The following is a 17,755-nucleotide window of genomic DNA, read 5'->3' as shown; positions in this document are numbered from 1 at the left end:
CGCGGGGCTGTGTCGATGTGCGGCTCCGCCGCGTGGGCGCGACGGGCCAGGACGGCGCCGCAGATGATCGACGGCAGGCCAGGCCCCTGCCAGCGGGGAGCGCTCAGTGCCGCGCGCGGCGGCCCGACCGGCCGGTGGCCCGCGCGGGCGTCCCGGACTCCCGCCACCCGCCCGGGACCTCGGCCATGACGAGGCCGAGGACCAGCCAGAACAGCATGGCGATCCGGTCCAGATTGGCCGGGTGGTCCACCGTGGCCGCGAGGAGGAAGCCCGTCAGGGCGGCCAGCCCGACGACACCGGCCACGGACTTCTCCCGGGCGGCGCGGACCGCCGAGGCGACGGCGATCACGGTCACCAGCAGGATGCCGAGCAGACCGGTCACGCCCGCTTCGGCCAGCCAGTTCAGCCACATGTTGTGCGCGTGGACGAACGTCCTGCCGCCGGGTACGGCGGCGGAGACGGCGTCGCCGGCCCGCCCCAGCCCGACCCCGAGCGGATGGTCCGCGGCCAGGTCCACGGCCGCCTTCCACGCCTGGCCCCGGACCCCGAGCGCGTCACCGGCCCGCGACACCACCCACAGCGCCACCGTCACCGCCGCCAGCCCGGCCAGCCCCGCGGTCGTCAGGGTCCGCACCCCCCACCGGCCGAGGCGGGGGGCGAGCCAGTACGCGCCACCGAGTACCAGCAGACCCGCCGCGGCCGCGACGCAGCCCGCCCGGGAGAAGGTGGTCAGCACCGCGCCGTAGGCGAGGAGGCCCACGGCCACGACGGCGACCCGGGCCGTGCGCTCGGCCACCGTCACCGCCGTCAGCAGGGCGATCGGGGTGAGCAGCACCAGGAACGCGGCGAGCAGGTTGGGGTTGGCGAAGGTGCCCGTGGCGCGGATCATCGCACCGGCCCCGCCGCGGTCGCAGTCGACATCGGTGAAGAGACCGGTGCGGCAGAAGCCGGTCGGCACCTCATTGGTCAGCTGGGCGAACGCCGAAGTGGCCGCGGCCGCCACGCCGACCAGCGCGAGCAGCGCCACCGCCCGCCAGGACTCGGGCTGCGACCGCCGCACCCCGACCAGCAGATAGAAGGTGGCGAGGGCGGTCATCAGGGCGCGCAGCGGCGCGTCGGGGTGTCCGCCGACGTAGGTGGTGGCGATGGCACTGAGCAGGAGCAGCGCGATGGCGAGGTCGAGCCGGGTGCGGAACGTGGCGAGTCGCGGGGCCGTCACCACCGTCGCGACCAGCCCCGCCAGCACGGCGAGGCGCACCGGGGTGATGACGCCGACCAGCGGGGCGTCCGGGAAGAAGTCGGTTGCCGCGTCGAGCATGACGATGGCCGTAGCCACCAGCGGAACGGCTTGGACTGTCGCGCGCACAGGTGCCATGGCGCCCCAGCGTGTCCGGCGGCGGGTACCGGCAGATGGCACCCACACGAACACCGGACAGCGCCTTCACGTCCGGTGCGCCCCGTCGGCCGTTTCCGGCGAGGCGGCCCCGGTACCGGACCGTGTGCCCGCGCCTCAGGTGGCGGTGGCACTCCCCGCGGCGGGGGCGGCGAAGGGGCGCAGCGGGACGATGCCCACGCTGTGGCCGTCGCGGTCCAGCAACCGGCCCATGTGCTTGACGGTGCGCAGCACCACCGAGCGGTCCTCGATGGTCAGCCGCGGCAGCCGCCTCGACAGATGCGCCTCGAAGGCGTGCACATCGCCGGACGCGCGCAGCCAGACGTCGATGACGAGGTTGTGCGGGCCCGCCGTGATCGCACAGGACCGCACCTCCCGCACCCCGGCCAGCGCCCGGCTGGTCTCCTCCAGACGCTCGGCCGGTACGGACGCGAAGTACACCGCGGACAGCGGCCACCCGGACAGCGGCCGGGCCAGGTCGCAGCGCAGTGACACCCGTGAACAGAGCAGCGTCCGCAGCCTTCGGCGGATCGTGGTCAGGGGCGCGTCGGCGTGCTCCGCCAGGTCGCTGATCGCCATGCGGCCGTCGACGCTCAACAGTTCCAGAAGCCGGACATCCAGGGGGTCCCAGCCCGTCGTCCCCGACGGGAGCGGCTCGGTCGGCGGAAGCGCCTCCTGGAGCCGGGCGCACTGCGTGGCGTCCAGCGCGCGCAGCCGCCACCGGCTGCCCTCGAAGGGCAGGGCCGTCGTCACATGGGTACGTGTCGCCCGCACCCCCGGCGCGCCCCGGAAGAGGAGGGTGCTGAGCTGGGAGAGCTCACCCAGATCGGAAGCCTGCAGTGCGATCACCAGGTCCCGGCTTCCGGCCGTGACCTTGACGTTCGCCACCGAGGGGTCGGCCGCCAGGGCCTCGGCCACGTCCTCCCCGACCCCGGGTTCGGCGTCCACCTCGACGATGCCGGTCACCACGATCCGGGAGTCGGACAGCCGGGGGTAGGCGGTCACCCAGGCCAGCCCCGCCTCCTGGAGCCGGTGCCAGCGTCGCGCGGCCGTCACCGGGTTCACCCCGAGAACGTCACCGACGAGAGTCCATGGGGCCCTGGGGTGGATCTGCAATGCGTGTATGAGGCCGCGATCCAGCTCGTCCAGGTCATGCGCGGCGAAATCCTGCGTGTGCATGGGCGGCGCTTTTCTGCGTATCGCATGTGAATCTCGATGGAATGCTGCATGATAACACCCGAAACACTCGATGGATCGACACTCCTCCCCACCAGTTCTCTCAACGAGGAGTGAGATCGAGCTCATGACGGAACCCACCACGTCCGAGACCACCAGGACCGCTCTGCGCGTGGAGAACGCCACGTTGGTCGACGGTACCGGGGCGGCCCCGATCGCGGACGCCGTGGTCATCGCCGACGCCGAAGGAACCATCACCTACGCGGGCCCGGCGGCCACCGCGCCCCCGGCCTCCGGCGAGCCCTTCACCGGCCGTGTCGTCGACGCGGGCGGCCGCACCGTGCTGCCGGGTTTCTTCGACTGCCACACCCACCTCGCCTACGGCCATGCCACACCGCCCGGCCGCCGCGGTGAACTCGACCCGGTCCTGGTCACCTTCGACACCGCCACCCGCATGCGGCAGACCCTCGACGCGGGCATCACCACCGCCCGGGACCTGGGCGGACTGTCCACCGGGTACCGCACCGCCGTCGAGACCGGGCGGATCGAGGGGCCCCGGCTGCACACCGCCGTACGGATCATCAGCCACACCGGTGGCCACGCCGATGTGCGCCTGCCCGACGGCACCGACCTCAGCGGCGGTGAGATGTCCGAGCTCGCCGACACCGAGGACGAGGCGCGGCTGGCCGTGCGCAAGGTGCTGCGCGCGGGGGCCGACCTGGTCAAGATCTGCGCCACCGGTGGCATGGGCAGCCCCTATGACCAGCCGGACGACGAGGGGCTCCTGGAGGAGGAGATCCGCGCCGTGGTCGACGAGTGCCGGCGTCACGGCGGCAAGCCGGTGGCCGCCCACGCCCAGGGCAACGCGGGCATCCTCAACGCCATCCGCGGCGGGGTGACCAGCATCGAGCACGGCTACGGGCTGGACGACCGGGCCCTGGAGATGGCGGGGGAGCGCGGCGTCTTCGTCGTCCCGACCCTCTCCACCGTCTACGCGGGCATCAACAAGGCCACGATGGAGCACTATCACTACGAGAAGAAGGTGCGCTGGTCCGGCATCACCAAGGAGAACATCTCCCGCGCCATCGAGCAGGGCGCCAGGATCGCGCTCGGCACCGACGCCGCCGTCTGTCCGCACGGACAGAACCTGATGGAGCTCTCCTACCTCGTGGACCTGGGCATGGACCCCATGGACGCCATCGTGGCCGGCACCCGGACCGCCGCCGAACTCCTCGGCGTCGCCGACCGGCTCGGCACGCTGGCCCCCGGCCGCGTCGCCGACCTCATCGTCTGCGAGGGCGATCCGCTCGCGGACATCGGTGTGCTCGGCGACCCCGCCAACGTGGTGTGCGTCGTGCAGGACGGACATGTCCGCAAGGACACCAAGGGCCTCCTGCCCTCGGCCACGCCAGCCGGAGGGCGGCCCTGATGCCCGCGGTGACCGGGCTCCCCGCCCCCCGGGGCACCTCGCCGGACAAGGAGCGGCGTGGCAGGCTCGACCGTGTCCTCTCCTTCATCGAACGCGCCGGCAACGCCCTGCCCAATCCCATCGTCCTGTTCGCCGGGCTCTTCGTACTGCTGGCCGTCGTCTCCACCGTCCTCGCCCTCGCCGGTGTCTCCGTCACCGTCCCCGGCACCGATGACACCAAGTCCATCGGCGGGCTGCTCACCGGTGAGGGACTGCGCTGGCTGCTGGAGAACCTGATCCCCAACTTCGCCACCTTCCCGCCGATCGGTGCCGTGCTGGTGCTGATGATGGTGGTCGGGCTCGCGGAGAAGACCGGGCTGCTGGAGACCGCGATGCGGGCCACACTGGCCCGGGTGCCGCGCGCGGTGCTGCCGTACGCGGTGGCGATCATCGCCAGTCAGGCGCACATGATGAGCGATGTCGGTGCCATCGTGCTGCCACCCCTGGGCCCTGGTGTTCAAGAGCGCCGGACGCCACCCCGTGGCGGGCCTCATCGGTGGCTTCGCCTGTGTCACCGCGGGCTACGCCGCCGGGTTCACCATCGGCTCGCTGGACGCCCTGTACGTGGGCATCACCCAGCAGGCGGCCTCGGTGCTCCCGGCCGCCGAGGGCCTCCATATCCATGTGCTCATCAACTACTTCTTCACCGCCGCCAGCAGCGTCGTCCTGGGGTTGCTCGGCGGATTCCTCATCAGCCGCGTCCTCGAACCACGCCTGGGCACCTACCAGGCGGGCGACGGAGAGGCCACGCGGGAGGACCTGACGCTCACCCCGGTGCAGCGCAAGGGGCTCGCGGTCACCTGCGCGGTCGTCGGTGTGTATCTGGCGGCGGTCCTCGCGCTGTGGCTGCCGCCGGGCGCCCCGCTGCGCGGGGAGGGCGGTGCCTTTGTGCCCTCGCCGGTGCTGAACGGTGTCGTCCCGGTGCTCTTCGGCGCCTTCCTGCTCGCCGGGCTCACCTACGGCTTCACGGTCAAGCAGCTCACCGGCACCGAGGACGTGGTCACCGCCATGACCGACTCGGTGAAGAACATGTCCGGCTACATCGTGATGATGTTCTTCGCCGCCCAGGTCATCGCGGTCTTCACCTGGTCCAACCTCGGGGTGCTGCTGGCGGTGAAGGCGGCCGGGCTGTTCAACTCCATCGGCGTGACCGGCTTCTGGGCGATCATCGCGTTCGTCCTGCTGGCCTCCTGCCTCAATCTGGTGATCCTCTCCGGATCCGCCCTGTGGTCCCTGGTCGGCCCCGTCTTCATCCCGGCCTTCATGCTCATGGACATGAGCCCGGCGCTCAGCCAGGCGGCCTTCCGTATCGGCGACTCCGCGACCGGCGCCATCACCCCGATGAACCCGTATCTCCTCCTGATCCTGGCGATGGTCCGCGAATACGAACCGGAGGCCCGCCTCGGGACTCTCATCTCCCGGCTCGCCATCTTCGTGGTGCCGTTCCTGCTGGTGTGGCTGGCGATCCTCGGCATCTTCTACGGCCTGGACCTGCCGCTCGGCCCCGGAGCACACATCGGCGTCAAATGACGCTTCCCTGGCACACGGTGGTCACCATGTGCCAGGGGCTCAGTCAAGGAGGCGGTCGTCCCGGTGGGCCCCGTAGAAGTCGGCCTGCCGGGACATGATCGTGCGCATCGAGGTGCCGCGCGCGACACCGTAGACGGTGTCGGGAAAGTCGAGAGCGCGCTGCACCTCCCACAGCTCGTCGTGCTGATCGGGTGAGAACAGCCGGGCCGGATCCCCGACGGCGATCCAGCCGATGGGCAGCACGGTGCCGGGCGTCAGCCGCGAGTTCACCTGCAGCACACTGTTGATCCGCAGCTCGGCGCCCGTCCCCGCGACCGCCCCGGGAAACAGCGACGCGCCGGTGGCCACGAAGACCTCGTCCTCGACCGTCGCCCCGTTCACATGCGCGTGCGGCCCGATCAGCACCGCGTCCCCCAGCGTCACCGGATGCCCGGCCCGCCCGCGGACCAGCGCGTTCTCCATCACCACCACATCCGCCCCGGTACGCACCTCACCGTCCTCGGCGGTGAGCACGGCACCGTGCAGCACCCGGGCCCGCTCGCCGAGGACGACGGCACCGCACAGGACGGCGGTGGGGGCGACATACGCCGATTCGGGAACCACGGGCCGCTTGCCACGATGTTCGAGCAACATGCTCCGACCCTAGGCGACCGGTGGGGCCCGCGGCGGTCAGTACGCGGTCGGCCAGCCGCCGGACCAGCTGAGCAGGTTGACGCCCAGCTTCGGGGTGCCGTTGTCCTGGCCGTCGTAGTAGTGGTAGACGAGCAGATCACCGTCGACGTCGCTCATCACCGACTGCCCGCCGGGGCCGATGTAGCGGCCGTGGGATTCGAGGACCGGGGTGCCGCCGTTGTTCATCATGTTCACCCCGCTCCTGTCGTAGTACGGACCGGTGGGGCTGGTGGCGCGGCCGACCTTGATCTTGTACGTGGAGCTGGTGCCCGCGCAGCAGGTGTCGTACGACGCGAACAGGTAGTAGTAGCCGTTGCGCTTGACGACCGACGGGCCCTCGATCGCCTTGGTGCCGGTGGGCCGGGAGGCGATGGCGTAGACCGTCCTGTCGCCCGCGTACTGCTTGCCGGTGGCGGGGTCCAGACGGATCACCTTCAGCCCCGACCACCACGAGCCGAACGACAGCCACCACTTTCCGTCGCTGTCGACGAAGAGGTTGGGGTCGATGGCGTTGTAGTCGCTGGAGCCGGTGGTGGAGTGCACGATGCCGCGGTCGGTCCAGGTCCCGGCCCTGCCGCTGGGGGAGGTGGCGAGGCCGATGGCGGAGTTGCTGGAGCCGAAGGACGAGACGGCGTAGTACATCAGGTAGCCGCCACCCTGGTACGAGATGTCCGGCGCCCAGGGGTCGTTGTCGGCGGAGTACGTCCGCCACCAGGAGGGCGGGGTGGTGAAGGCGCTGCCCGAGCGGCTGAAGGCGATCCGGTCGGTGGAGGTGCGGGCCTCCAGACCGCCGTGGGTGGAGTAGAGCAGATAGGTGCCGTCGGTGGCGCGGACCATCGACGGGTCGTGGACGACGGTGTCGCCCGTCACCCCGCCGGGGTTGGGGTACGCGGAGGCGCTGGTGGGGAGCAGGGCGAGCAGGAGTGCGGTGGGCAGCGGGAGCCATCTGGTGCCGCGGTGCGCTTTCATGGGCGGTTCTCCTCTCGTTCGCCTGGGACGTGCGCGTTCTGCGAAGGGAGCTGACGGAGTGTCAATCCTAGCCGTGGGACACACATGTGGGCCCTGGGCCGAGGCCCAGGGCCCTTCCGGGCGAGGAGGTGCTTTACGCCTGTCGGTGTTCGTTCTCCCAGTTCGCCCTGGATACCGGGGCGGGCCGGGGGAGTGGCCGGCCGTCCAGGTAGAGGTCGACCTTCTCGTTGTAGAAGGCGACAAGCCCCGCGATGGGGGACACCTGGCGGGTCGGGAAGTCATAGGTCCAGGCGAGGTCCGGGTGGGTGGCGGTGTCGGTCCGGACGGACCAATAGCCGGTCGTCATGCCCTTGTACGGACAACTGGTGACGGTCTCGGTGGGCTCCAAGCGTGTCCAGTCCAGATACACCCGGTCCAGGTAGTAGCGCGTCGGGAGCCCGGTCTCCAGCACCATCACCGAGCCCGGGGCGTCGGCGATCACGGCGCCGTCCAGCTCGACGCGCACGGCACGGCCCGACCGGAGCGCGTCGACGCGGGTGTACGGGCTCCTGGGGTGGACGAACACCTGCTCGTCCTCCTCGAACCAGGCGTCGATGGCCTCCCACCGGAAGCTGACATGGCCGACGATGCCGGAGGGCGCGTCCTCACCCCACTCCCAGCCCGCTCCCGGGCGGGTGAGCGAGCCCATCCGGAGGGTCTGGCGGCGCGCTCCGCCGACCTTCAGCGCCAAGTCCCGGCCCTCATCGACGAGCGCGCCCTCGGCGATGTCGCCGCGGGGCACGCAGTACTGCGGATAGCCCGGCCAGAGCCATACATAGCGCGCCCGCACGGTGTCGAAGACGGGGCGTCCGGCCACGAATCCACGGATGCGGCGCGGTACGGGCTCCACATGCCCGACCGGAACGATCATCGCGGGGTAGTCCGGTGTGTCCGCCGTGTCCGGTGTCTGCTGTGTCATGCCTCTTCCAGGGCCTCTCCGAACTCGCGCAGCGCCTTGCCGTGCTGGCTGTGGGCCAGCCCGTGCCCGACCGCTATGGCCGCCGCCACCGGCCATTCGATGATCCCGATGGCGGCGATGACGCCGAGCCCGGCGAGGAAGCAGAGCTGCTCCTGCGACGGCAGCTCCACCCGCCGCCCATCGCACTGGACGGTCACCGAATGGCGCGCGCACACGTCCTCGGCCGCCGCGCGGGGGCCACGGGATCGTCTCCTCGCGGCCGGAGCCGATGCCTGTCCCCGGGAGGACGGGCTCGTACGGGGGGCTGTCCTGGTCGCTTCGGCCATTGCTTCGATCCGTTCAATCCGCTCGTCGATGACGGAGATCCGCGCGATGACCCTTCCACTGTAAGCCCGCTTCCCGTGCTCATGCGCGTCGCGGGATCTCGAAGCGTACGGCGACCTCCGGGAGTCGGGCCGCCACCCACCGTCACGGCAGGCAAGGCCACATTGACTGTTTGCTATAGCAGAACTATTCTCGCCGGCATGAGCGCTGACGCCCTGGGTTCCGTGGAGACCACGTCGCTGGCCGACCAGGCATACCGCCGGCTTCGGGACGCGATCCGTGGGGGTGTCCTGCGGCCGGGTGAGAAGATCACCGAGCGCGATCTGGCCGCCCGTCTCGGAGTCAGCCCGACCCCGGTCCGGGAGGCGCTGCGGCAGCTGGTGCACGAGAAGGTCGTCGAAAGGGCGGGGCCGCGCGCCCTGCGGATCGCCGACCACTCCTCGGCGGCACGCTCCGAGATCGTGGAGGCCGAGGTCCGTCTGTCCGCCCTCATGGCGCGCCTCGCCGCCCGCAACGCCACCGCGGAGCAGCTCACCGGCCTGGTCTCACTGCTCGCCCGGACCGACCAGATCGTCGCCGGGATCGAGAAGACCGTCGCCGGGCAGGGCGTGGAAGCCGATGTGGCCGACGGGCTCGCGGCCGTCTTCCAGAAGCTGCGCCTGTTTCACCGCCAGGTGGAGGCGTGCGCGGGCAACCCTGTCCTGGAGGGCCTGCTGGATCAGGCCCGGGCCTTCAGTGACGAGGAGCGGCTCGACCTGACGATCAGGCTCGCTCCCGAGCATGCCGAGGCGTTCCGCGCCCGCTATCACGAGCATCGCGAGTTGCTGGACGCTCTCCTCGAGCGGGATGAGGACCGCGCCGAGGAGCTTGCCGCGCGGCATCACCGCGCCGCCCTCGTCCAGTTGTCCGGCAGCTGACCTTCGATCCGCCCGCCTCCCTCGACGTACGGGATGCGTCGAGCGGCATCTCTCCCCCCACCTCTCTTGCTATAGCATATAGCGTAGGAGTAGCTAGCTCATGACGCTTGATTCCCCGCCCGCCTCCCACCCGGCCACGACATCACCCCGCCCGGCGGTGGGCGAGCGCATGAACCGCGGTGCGGTGCTCTGGGTGACCCTCGCCGTGTTCGCTCAGGAAGCGGTCTGGAACTTCTACGACGCCCAGGTCCCCGAGCAGTTGCGGCACTACTTCTCCTCCGCGGGCGCGATCGGGCTGATCATGGGCCTGGACCACTCCTGGGGCATCTTCACCCAGCCGTCCGTCGGGTTCCTCTCCGACAAGCTCGCCCGTCGTCGTACCGGCCGGTGGCCGATCGTCCTGGTCGGCGCCGCGCTCGCCACCGTGCCGTTCGTCCTCATCCCCTGGGCGACGAACCTGCCGGCGCTGATGGTGTGCGTGGTCGGCTTCGCCGCGGTCGCCAACGCCTTCAAGGGCGTCACCGAGACCTTGGTGTCGGACTATGTCGCGCCGTCCGCCCGCGGCAAGGCCCAGGGCTTCATCAAGGCCGGTGTCAGCCTGACCATCGTCGTCTCTTCCCTGATCAGCCTCCTGGTCGTCGACCGGTCCCTTCATCTCGCCTTCGCGATCCCCCCGTTGCTGATGCTGATCGTGCTCGGGCTGTCCTGGGCCTTCCTCGGCCGCCGCCACACCGAGGTCCTCCTGCCCGACGAGGAGACGGCGGAGGACGTGCGGGAGTTCGGCTCTCCATGGGCGGTGCTGAAGGACGCGCTGCGTTCCCCGTCCAGCCCGACGCTGCTGCTGATGATCGGCATCTTCTGCTTCGCCGGGATGTGGTCCGCGCTGCGCTCGCTGATGACCCCGTACGGTACGCAGGTTCTCGGCCTGACCCGCGGTGAGGCCGGTGGCCTCGTTCTGCCGGGCGCGGTCGCGTTCCTGGTCTCCGTGCTGCCGATCGCCTACGCCTCGAACCGGCTCGGGCAGCTGCGCGCGGTGCGTTACGGCGTCGTCCTCTTCATCGCCGGAGTCCTGCTCGGCTTCACCGTCCCCACCGCCCCGGGCACGGTCACGGCGATGGTGCTCTCCTCCCTCGGGTACGCGTCGTTCGCGGTCAACTCGCTCGTCGCGCTGTGGAACCTCGCGCCGACGCGGAAGGTGCTGGGCACCTACACCGCCCTCTACACCATCGCCTCCGCGTCCGGCATGGCGCTGGGCCCGGCCATCCTCGGCACCACGGTCGACCTGACCAGCTGGCGCTACATGTTCTTGAACGGTGCCGTCTTCGCCGCCGTCACCTTCCTCGTCTTCACCCGCCTGGCCCGACGCGCCCCTGACCGCGTCACCGCCTGAACCGCCTGACGCCCCACGACTTCCGCCCCCTCGGGCATGAGGAAAGGCTCCACACTCATGGAACTCCGCATCCTGGCCCCCACCGGCGCGCTCGGTGCCGGGTTCGACGCCGACGCGCTCGCGCGCGGCCTCGCCGCCCGCCCGGACGTGATCGCCTGCGACGCCGGCTCCACCGATTCCGGCCCCGCCGCCCTCGGCTCGGGCACTCCGAAGCTGTCCGACGAGGCGGTCATCCGCGATCTGCGGCTGCTTCTGAAGGCTCGTGACGAGCTCGGTGTGCCGCTGATCATCGGCTCTTGCGGCACCGCAGGCCGCGACCGGGGAGTCGACCAGGTCGCCTCCTTCACCCGCTCCCTCGCCACTGAGGAGAATCTGCACTTCAAGCTCGGCCTGATCTACGCGGACCAGCCCGTCCAGCGCCTGAAGGATCTCTACGACACTGGTCGGATCCGGCGCCTGGCGAACGCGCCTGAGATCGACCGGGAGCTGTTCGAGCGCAGCCACACCGTCGCGGTGATGGGCGTCGAGCCCCTCCAGGAAGCCCTCCGGAACGGCTGCGACGTCGTCCTCGCCGGCCGGGCCAGCGACACCGCCCTGTTCGCGGCACTGCCCCATATGCGAGGTGCCGACCCGGGCCTGACCTGGCACATGGCCAAGACGATCGAGTGCGGCGCCGCCTGTGCCATCCCGCCGTCCGCCAACGGCCTGCTCGTCACGCTGCGGGAGGACCACTTCGACGTCACCACACTGGCCTCCGGCACCCGGCTGACCCCCAGGTCGGTCGCCGCGCACACCCTGTACGAGAACGCCGACCCGTATTACATCGCCGAGCCCTCAGGCGCGCTGGACACCACCGAGGCGACCTACGAGCCGGTCGACGAGCGCACCGTCCGCGTCCGCGGCGCCCGCTACATCCCGGCCGACGGCTATACCAACAAGCTCGAAGGCGCCGAACTCGTCGGCTACCAGACGGTCATCATCGGCGGTGTGCGCGACCGCGTCGTCATCGACGCCCTCCCCAAGCTCCTGCCGACGGCCAAGCAGTACTTCGAAGCCAAGATCCTCGACGTCTTCAACGGCCGGGTCGACCCGGCCGACATCGACATCGACTACCGCCTCTACGGCGCGGGAGCCGTCCTCACCGGCAGCGAACCCGCTCCGCTCGACCCACACGAACTGGGCGTCCTGATCACCATCACCGCACCCGACCAGGAGACGGCCCATACCATCGCCACATTCGTCGCCCACGCCAGCAGTCACCTGCCCATCGCCGAGTACGACGGCCTGGTCTCCACCCTCGCCTATCCCTATTCCCCGCCCGAGATGGACCGCGGAGCCCTGTACCGCTTCACCCTCCACCACGTCGCCACCGGCGTCACCCCCACCGAACTGTTCCGCACCGTCACAGAGGAGCTCTGACCCCATGACCACCTTGCTCGACTACTGCTCCCTGGTCCGCTCGAAGAACGCCGGCCCCTTCACCCTCACCTTCGACTTCATGTGCCACGACGAGGCCGCCTACGACGCCCTCGTCGCCACCGGCTTCCTCGACAAGCACCTCTTCGCCGCCCTTTACGGCACCGAGCCCGACCAGATCCTCGTGGTCAACCACCCCCTTGCCCTCGCCGTCAAGGTCTCCCTCCCACGGCCCACCGTCCAGGGCGACCTCCATGACACCGACTGCTACGCCGGCCAGCAGTACGCCCCTCTCATGGACATGGAAATCGCCTAGACATAACGCGGAACGATCATCCCCTTGACGGGATACCGGGAGGCTGAGCCTCCCCGCCGCCTCGGCAAGGCGCGCAATGCGTTCCGGGGACGCCGGACCGTGAGGAACCATTGAGGAAGTGTGAGCACATGGGAATGACCAGGTCGAAGAAGAACGCTGCCGGCTGGATCGTCGGCATATGTGTGATGGCCGCGGTGCCAGTCCTCGCGGGGTGTTCGGCGGACTCGACGAAGACGAAGGACACGGAGGACGCGAAGGACACGAAGGGCTCGACCTCGACCACCCCCAGGGCCACTCCATCCCCGGAGGGGCAGTCCGCTGATCAGTCCACAGTGCGGGGGGTGGTGGCCAAGTGGGTGACCGCGGTCGTCGAGGACCGTCCCAAGGAAGCCTGCTCGGTCATGGCGACACCGGCCACCGACGGGTCTCCCGCGAAGCCCAGCGCCGAGGCGATGTGCGGAGGCAAGGGGCCGGAGGCACAACGGATGGCGGATCAAATTCACCGCATGCACACCTCGTTCACGCCCGACCAGCCGAAGAATCCCCCGACGGTGAAGGTGGCCGAGGTCCCGGTCAAGGACAAGAAGGCGACGGTCGACGGTGAGCAGATCACCGTGGACGGTCAGACATTGAAGGCCATCGTCCTGTCGCACTCCACCGGAGTGGAGGAGGACCAGGTCGGTATCAGGATCGAGGCCGGCGTCGTGGAGGGCCGCTGGTATGTGACGGACCTGGGTCTCTCCATCGGCTGACGTCGCGGCTCCGCGGCCAACGACGGACTGGTCGAGGCCCGCCGGCAGGCGGGGGAGGGCGGCCCGGGGCGCAAGGTGACTCGGTTCCAGCGCTCCCGTATGCCTGGACCTCGGACATGACAAGTCCAATGATCCATATGGGAGGAACCGAAGAATGGGTAAGAGTCACAGCGTCGTGCTGATCCGGGACGCGCATGTGGTCGCGGCGGCCCTGCGCCAGGCACTGGACCAGGCCTCGGCCGAGACGCGCCCGGGTCTGGAACACGCGGTCGCGCTCGTCGAATCCACCGCTGCCGCCACCGAAACCCAGGTGCGGGGCCATTGGGTCCGGTCCCGGTTGGCCGACGTCGGCTTCTCCGGGGACCTCACGTCGGTCGCGGCGATAAAGGCGCTGCGCGGGGCAGAGCCGGGGCTGAGTCTGCTGGCGGCGGTGCGGCTACGGGATGACGCGGTGGCCCATCCGGAGTGACGCGCGACATGTCCCCGCTGCGGGTCGGTGCCGTTCCGGATCGAAGTCCATACACGGCTTGGAAACGACGGCTGAAGTGGGCCGGAGACAGCGCGGCGGCCGTGGCCGTGTCGGAGCGACAACAGCGGCTCCGGCGACGCATATGGCGTTGGTGAGTCAGGCGTCCGTGCCGCTGCGCGGGGCCCACTTGGCGACCACCGACACTGCTTGCTCGATCTGGTTGTCGGTGAGGTCGCCGCGTGCGGTGAGTCGTAGCCGGGAGTGGCGGTCGGGCGTGGACGGCGGCCGGAAGCAGCCCACCGCCACGCCTGCCTCCCGGCAGGCTTGCGCCCATGCCACGGCGGCTTCCGGCGAGGGCGCGCGGACGGATACCACGGCGGCGTCCGGCACGCTCGCTTCCAGCCCGGCGGACGCCAGGCCCGTCGACAGCCGCCGGGCCACCTCGCGGGCTCGTGCGGCGCGCTTCGGCTCCTCGCGCAACAGCCGCAGCGCGCCCAGGGCCGCGCCCACGCCGGCCGGGGCGAGCCCGGTGTCGAAGACGAAGGTGCGGGCCGTCTCCGTGAGGTGCCGGATGACCCTGCGAGGGCCCAGCACCGCCCCGCCCTGGGAGCCCAGCGACTTCGACAGCGTCATGGTGGCCACCACATCGGGGGAACCGGCCAGACCGGCGGCCGACAGGGCGCCGCGGCCCCCGTCGCCGACGACCCCGAGGCCGTGCGCGTCATCCACCAGCAGCGCGGCGCCATGCGCACGGCATGCCTCGGCCAGCTCCGTCAGCGGCGCGGCGTCGCCGTCCACCGAGAAGACCGAGTCGGTCACCACCAGGGCGCGGCCCCCGCCGTGCTCGGTGAGCGCGGTACGCGCCGCGTCCGGCTCGCGGTGTGGCACCTGCGTGACCTTCGCCCGGGAAAGTCGGCAGCCGTCGACCAGGGAGGCATGGTTGTAGGCGTCGAAGACGATGAGTGTTCCCGGCCCTGTCAGAGCCGTGAGGGCGGCCAGGTTGGCCGTATATCCGGAGGAGAAGACCAGCGCGGCCTCGAAGCCGCAGAAGTCCGCGAGTTCCTCCTCGAGTTCCTGGTGCAGCTGTGTGGTGCCCGTGACCAGGCGTGAACCGGTGGCACCGCCGCCCCAGCGCGCCACCGCCTCCGTGGCCGCCCGCACCACTCGCGGATGGCGGACCAGGCCCAGGTAGTCGTTGCCCGCCAGATCCAGTACGGGCTCCTCGGCCGGTCGTGGGCGCACGTGACGGGTCAACCCGGCGCGGCGGCGCAACTCGGTGCGCCGGTCGATCCAGTCGAAGACCGCCGTCGGGGCGGGGGCGACACGTCCGGGGTGGTCGCGGTGCGGATCGGTCCGGCTCTCGGAAGGTGCGGTGGCCTCCGGTGCGGGGATGGACCGATCGCCCGGGGCCGGGGCGGGTGTGGTCGGCTGGACGGGGTGCTGGGCCATGACCGGTACTCTGGCACGCGCCTGGTGGCCGGTCGGCGGGTGGGGGAGGCTTCCGGTGCGGTCAACCGGGGCGGCCGCCGTGTGTCCGGGTGATACCGCGCACAGGGCGGCGGTGCCGGGGTGGCCCACGTGTTAGCGTCCATGCGTGCACATCCCGGCCCTGGACACCTCCGCACCTGGTACGGAGGCCCGCGACGGCGGACCCGGCAGCGGGATGGCGGGGCCCCTACCGCCCGGCGCGGACGGTCCGCTGGACGGTCTGGACGTGTTCGGGGACGGCTTCGTCCGCGACCCCCACCCCTGGTTGGACCTGCTCCGCTCGCGGGCGCCTGTGCATCAGGACGCGGGCACCGGTCTGTGGCTGGTCAGCCGCCACCGGGACATCCGCCGGGTGCTGCTCGACCCCGCCACCTTCCGACCGGACAACGCCCAGCACGCGGTCACACCGCTGCCCGTGGCCGTGCTGCGGGTGCTCGCCCGGGCAGGCTTCCAGCTCCCGCCCGCGCTCGCCAACAACGGCACCGACAGCCACCCCGGCCTGCGCCGGGTGGTCACCCGGTTCTTCAACGCCCGGCGCGTCGCGGCCGCCGTACCGGCGATCGAGCGCCTGGCCGCGGAACTGCTCGACACGGCGCGGGCGCGCATCGCGGCCGACGGTGAGTACGACCTGTTCACCTGTTTCGCCCAGGTCCTTCCCTGCCGGGTACTGATGGAGCTGCTGGGTGTCCACGACGTCGACCCGGCCACGCTGATCCGCTGGAGCGACGCCTCACTGGAACTGTTCTGGGGCAGCCCCACACCGGACCGACAGCTGGAACTGGCCGAACAGGCGGGTCAGTTCCACCAATGGCTGACCACGACCGTGCGCACCACCAAGGCCACCGCCGACACCTTCATCGGAGCACTCGCCCGGCACCGTCTGCCCGACGGAGCGCCCTTGGACCCCCAGACGGCGGTCGGCGCCTGCTTCTTCGTCTTCATCGCCGGCCAGTCGACCACCGGCCAGCTCATCGCCACCGTACTGCGCCGAGCGCTTACCGAGCCCGGACTGTGGACGCGCGCGGCACAGGAGAAGGAAGTGGCCGGCGGCTGGGTGGAGGAGGTGCTGCGGCGCGAGCCACCGGTGACCACCTGGCGCAGGATCGTAGCGCGACCGGTGGAACTGGGCGGAGTGGAACTGACCCCGGGAGCACAGCTGCTGTTGATGCTCATGGGCAGCGGCTCGGACCCGGAGGTCTTCACCGATCCGGAACAGATGTGTCCACACCGGGCGAACATCCGCCACCACCTGGCCTTCGGCACCGGCCGCCACCGCTGCCCAGGTGCGTCATTGGCCCGAACGGAAGCGGCAGTGGCCCTGCGGGCAGCGGCTCGCAGCCTGCCGAAGGCACGCCTCGTGGAAGGCACGGAGGGCACTCCGATGCTCGGGCTGCTGTCATTCCGGGCGCCTCTGCGCGTGGCCGTAGCTCACGGATGAGGACCGGCACCGCGTCTCGCGGGCCGGCTCCTGGCCGTCCTCGCCGAGCAGATGGATGCCCACGTGGTCGGCCTCCAACCGGGGTCATCGCCGCATCACAGAGGCAGCGGGACGAGCCCGCTCGCACCGTGCGGATCGAGCGGTAGTTCCATCGCCTCGCGGCACTCCCGGGCGGCCGTCGACAGCTAGGTGGTCGCGTATGGTGCCCGCTGCCTTCCACATGCGCCTGCCACAGGCCCGCGAACGTCTCGCTGACCGGACCGAACCCGTTCGCAGGCGGGGACGTCCGGCCGCGCCGACGCCGGAGCACGACACCGGGATCGTTACACCGTGACAGGATCACGCGCGTTGCGGGGTCCCGAAGCGTACGGCGACCCCGGGGGAGTAGAGCACACTCACCGGCGGGCCCGTCGTGGGCGGCAGGCCCGCGGTGGCGATCAGGCCGTCGTCGAGATCGAGCAGCTCGGCCCGGTGCAGCGGCCACGGTGCGTGGTCGTTGGGCAGGTGCACCGTGCGGCCGTGCCAGGAGACGTGCAGACCCCACCGGGCGGTCAGAAACCGCTCCAGTGGTGTCGGCTCGGCGATGGACCCGCCTATCCTCACCACGGCCCGGCTCGTGCGATCCCGGTTCGCCGAGCGCCGTCGCAGGCCGCAGCTGTAGGTGATCACGTCGCTCTCGCGGCGCAGCCGCATCGTGGACCACCGATAGGGCAGCCGGACGGTGAGCCGGCCCACCAGTACGGGGAGTAGCCGGGCCGCGTCGAGGGACCGGAACACCACACCGCGCCGGCCCTGCCCGTCCACCGAGTACAGCCGCACGTTCGTCTCGCAGAACGTGCCCAGATACGGCAGGCCGGGTCCCGGCCCGAAGCCCACACCGCGCATCAGGAACGGGACCAGCCCGACATAGGTGACGCCGTCGAGGGTGTCGGGACGCGTACCGGCGGGCAGCAGCGGGGCCACCTGCTCCGGCCCCACCGGCCAGTGCAGGAACGTGAGTTCATCCCAGCGCTGGACCAGCGTCGGCCGTCGCACGGGCCGTGGCGTGGACAGGGTGATCGGCTCGATCTCCATGACCA

The 17,755-nt window shown here is 70.9% G+C and carries 16 protein-coding genes and 1 pseudogene; 9 read left to right on the top strand and 8 right to left on the bottom strand.

The window, feature by feature from the left end; all coding sequences use genetic code 11:
* Nucleotides 1-103: 103 nt before the first annotated feature.
* Both ACMTAK_RS05665 and ACMTAK_RS05660 read right to left on the bottom strand, forming a co-directional pair.
* Nucleotides 104-1,375 (bottom strand): O-antigen ligase family protein, encoded by a 1,272-nt coding sequence (locus ACMTAK_RS05665; RefSeq protein WP_413805129.1) that lies wholly within the window; start codon nt 1,373-1,375, stop codon nt 104-106.
* A 135-nt stretch (nt 1,376-1,510) separates the two neighbouring features.
* On the bottom strand, nt 1,511-2,572 hold the full coding sequence (locus ACMTAK_RS05660) for an Lrp/AsnC family transcriptional regulator (RefSeq protein WP_413805128.1): 1,062 nt from the start codon (nt 2,570-2,572) through the stop codon (nt 1,511-1,513).
* Nucleotides 2,573-2,696: 124 nt separating this feature from the next.
* On the opposite strand from ACMTAK_RS05660, the gene ACMTAK_RS05655 reads away from it, so the two are divergent.
* Entirely contained in the window at nt 2,697-3,998 is a 1,302-nt protein-coding gene (locus ACMTAK_RS05655) for a metal-dependent hydrolase family protein (RefSeq protein ID WP_413805127.1), read from the top strand.
* A pseudogene (locus ACMTAK_RS05650) lies at nt 3,998-5,567 on the top strand (AbgT family transporter). The gene ACMTAK_RS05655 and the pseudogene ACMTAK_RS05650 overlap by 1 nt, the downstream one beginning before the upstream one ends.
* 39 nt (nt 5,568-5,606) lie before the next feature.
* On the opposite strand, the gene ACMTAK_RS05645 reads toward ACMTAK_RS05650, so the two are convergent.
* The 4 genes from ACMTAK_RS05645 to ACMTAK_RS05630 all read right to left on the bottom strand — a co-directional run bounded on the left by ACMTAK_RS05645 (nt 5,607) and on the right by ACMTAK_RS05630 (nt 8,381).
* Nucleotides 5,607-6,200 (bottom strand): gamma carbonic anhydrase family protein, encoded by a 594-nt coding sequence (locus tag ACMTAK_RS05645; RefSeq protein ID WP_413805126.1) that lies wholly within the window; start codon nt 6,198-6,200, stop codon nt 5,607-5,609.
* Nucleotides 6,201-6,236: 36 nt separating this feature from the next.
* A complete protein-coding gene (locus ACMTAK_RS05640) occupies nt 6,237-7,208 on the bottom strand; it encodes an arabinan endo-1,5-alpha-L-arabinosidase (RefSeq protein ID WP_413805125.1) in 972 nt (323 codons plus the stop codon).
* A gap of 133 nt (nt 7,209-7,341) precedes the next feature.
* Complete coding sequence (locus tag ACMTAK_RS05635) at nt 7,342-8,166, bottom strand: DUF427 domain-containing protein (protein WP_413805124.1); 825 nt, start codon at nt 8,164-8,166, stop codon at nt 7,342-7,344.
* Nucleotides 8,163-8,381, bottom strand: a complete 219-nt coding sequence (locus ACMTAK_RS05630) for a hypothetical protein (RefSeq protein WP_413805123.1) — start codon at nt 8,379-8,381, stop codon at nt 8,163-8,165. Before ACMTAK_RS05630 ends, ACMTAK_RS05635 begins: the two co-directional genes overlap by 4 nt.
* A 309-nt stretch (nt 8,382-8,690) precedes the next feature.
* Here ACMTAK_RS05630 and ACMTAK_RS05625 point away from each other — a divergent pair, with 309 nt between their 5' ends.
* The 6 genes from ACMTAK_RS05625 (at nt 8,691) to ACMTAK_RS05600 (ending at nt 13,750) form a co-directional block, all read left to right on the top strand.
* The gene (locus tag ACMTAK_RS05625; protein ID WP_413805122.1) at nt 8,691-9,407 is read left to right on the top strand and encodes a GntR family transcriptional regulator; all 717 of its coding nucleotides are present in this window, start codon (nt 8,691-8,693) and stop codon (nt 9,405-9,407) included.
* A 100-nt stretch (nt 9,408-9,507) separates the two neighbouring features.
* On the top strand, nt 9,508-10,797 hold the full coding sequence (locus ACMTAK_RS05620; protein WP_413805121.1) for an MFS transporter: 1,290 nt from the start codon (nt 9,508-9,510) through the stop codon (nt 10,795-10,797).
* Nucleotides 10,798-10,854: 57 nt separating this feature from the next.
* A complete protein-coding gene (locus ACMTAK_RS05615; protein ID WP_413805120.1) occupies nt 10,855-12,216 on the top strand; it encodes an acyclic terpene utilization AtuA family protein in 1,362 nt (453 codons plus the stop codon).
* 4 nt (nt 12,217-12,220) lie between these two features.
* Complete coding sequence (locus ACMTAK_RS05610) at nt 12,221-12,529, top strand: DUF4387 domain-containing protein (RefSeq protein ID WP_413805119.1); 309 nt, start codon at nt 12,221-12,223, stop codon at nt 12,527-12,529.
* Nucleotides 12,530-12,657: 128 nt separating this feature from the next.
* Nucleotides 12,658-13,281, top strand: a complete 624-nt coding sequence (locus tag ACMTAK_RS05605; RefSeq protein ID WP_413805118.1) for a hypothetical protein — start codon at nt 12,658-12,660, stop codon at nt 13,279-13,281.
* A 154-nt stretch (nt 13,282-13,435) separates the two neighbouring features.
* A complete protein-coding gene (locus ACMTAK_RS05600) occupies nt 13,436-13,750 on the top strand; it encodes a hypothetical protein (RefSeq protein ID WP_413805117.1) in 315 nt (104 codons plus the stop codon).
* 156 nt (nt 13,751-13,906) lie between these two features.
* On the opposite strand, the gene ACMTAK_RS05595 is transcribed toward ACMTAK_RS05600, so the two are convergent.
* A complete protein-coding gene (locus ACMTAK_RS05595) occupies nt 13,907-15,199 on the bottom strand; it encodes an 8-amino-7-oxononanoate synthase (RefSeq protein ID WP_413805116.1) in 1,293 nt (430 codons plus the stop codon).
* Between the two features lie 145 nt (nt 15,200-15,344).
* Between ACMTAK_RS05595 and ACMTAK_RS05590 the strand changes: the two genes are divergently transcribed.
* Nucleotides 15,345-16,676, top strand: coding sequence for a cytochrome P450 (locus ACMTAK_RS05590; RefSeq protein WP_413805115.1), 1,332 nt, complete (start codon nt 15,345-15,347; stop codon nt 16,674-16,676).
* Between the two features lie 339 nt (nt 16,677-17,015).
* Here ACMTAK_RS05590 and ACMTAK_RS05585 read toward each other — a convergent pair whose 3' ends face one another.
* The gene (locus ACMTAK_RS05585) at nt 17,016-17,750 is read right to left on the bottom strand and encodes a YqjF family protein (protein ID WP_413805114.1); all 735 of its coding nucleotides are present in this window, start codon (nt 17,748-17,750) and stop codon (nt 17,016-17,018) included.
* Between the last annotated feature and the right edge of the window lie 5 nt (nt 17,751-17,755).

It is taken from the genome of Streptomyces lacaronensis (assembly GCF_047337785.1).
GTDB lineage: Bacteria > Actinomycetota > Actinomycetes > Streptomycetales > Streptomycetaceae > Streptomyces > Streptomyces lycopersici.
This window is presented reverse-complemented; position numbering and strand designations above follow the sequence as displayed.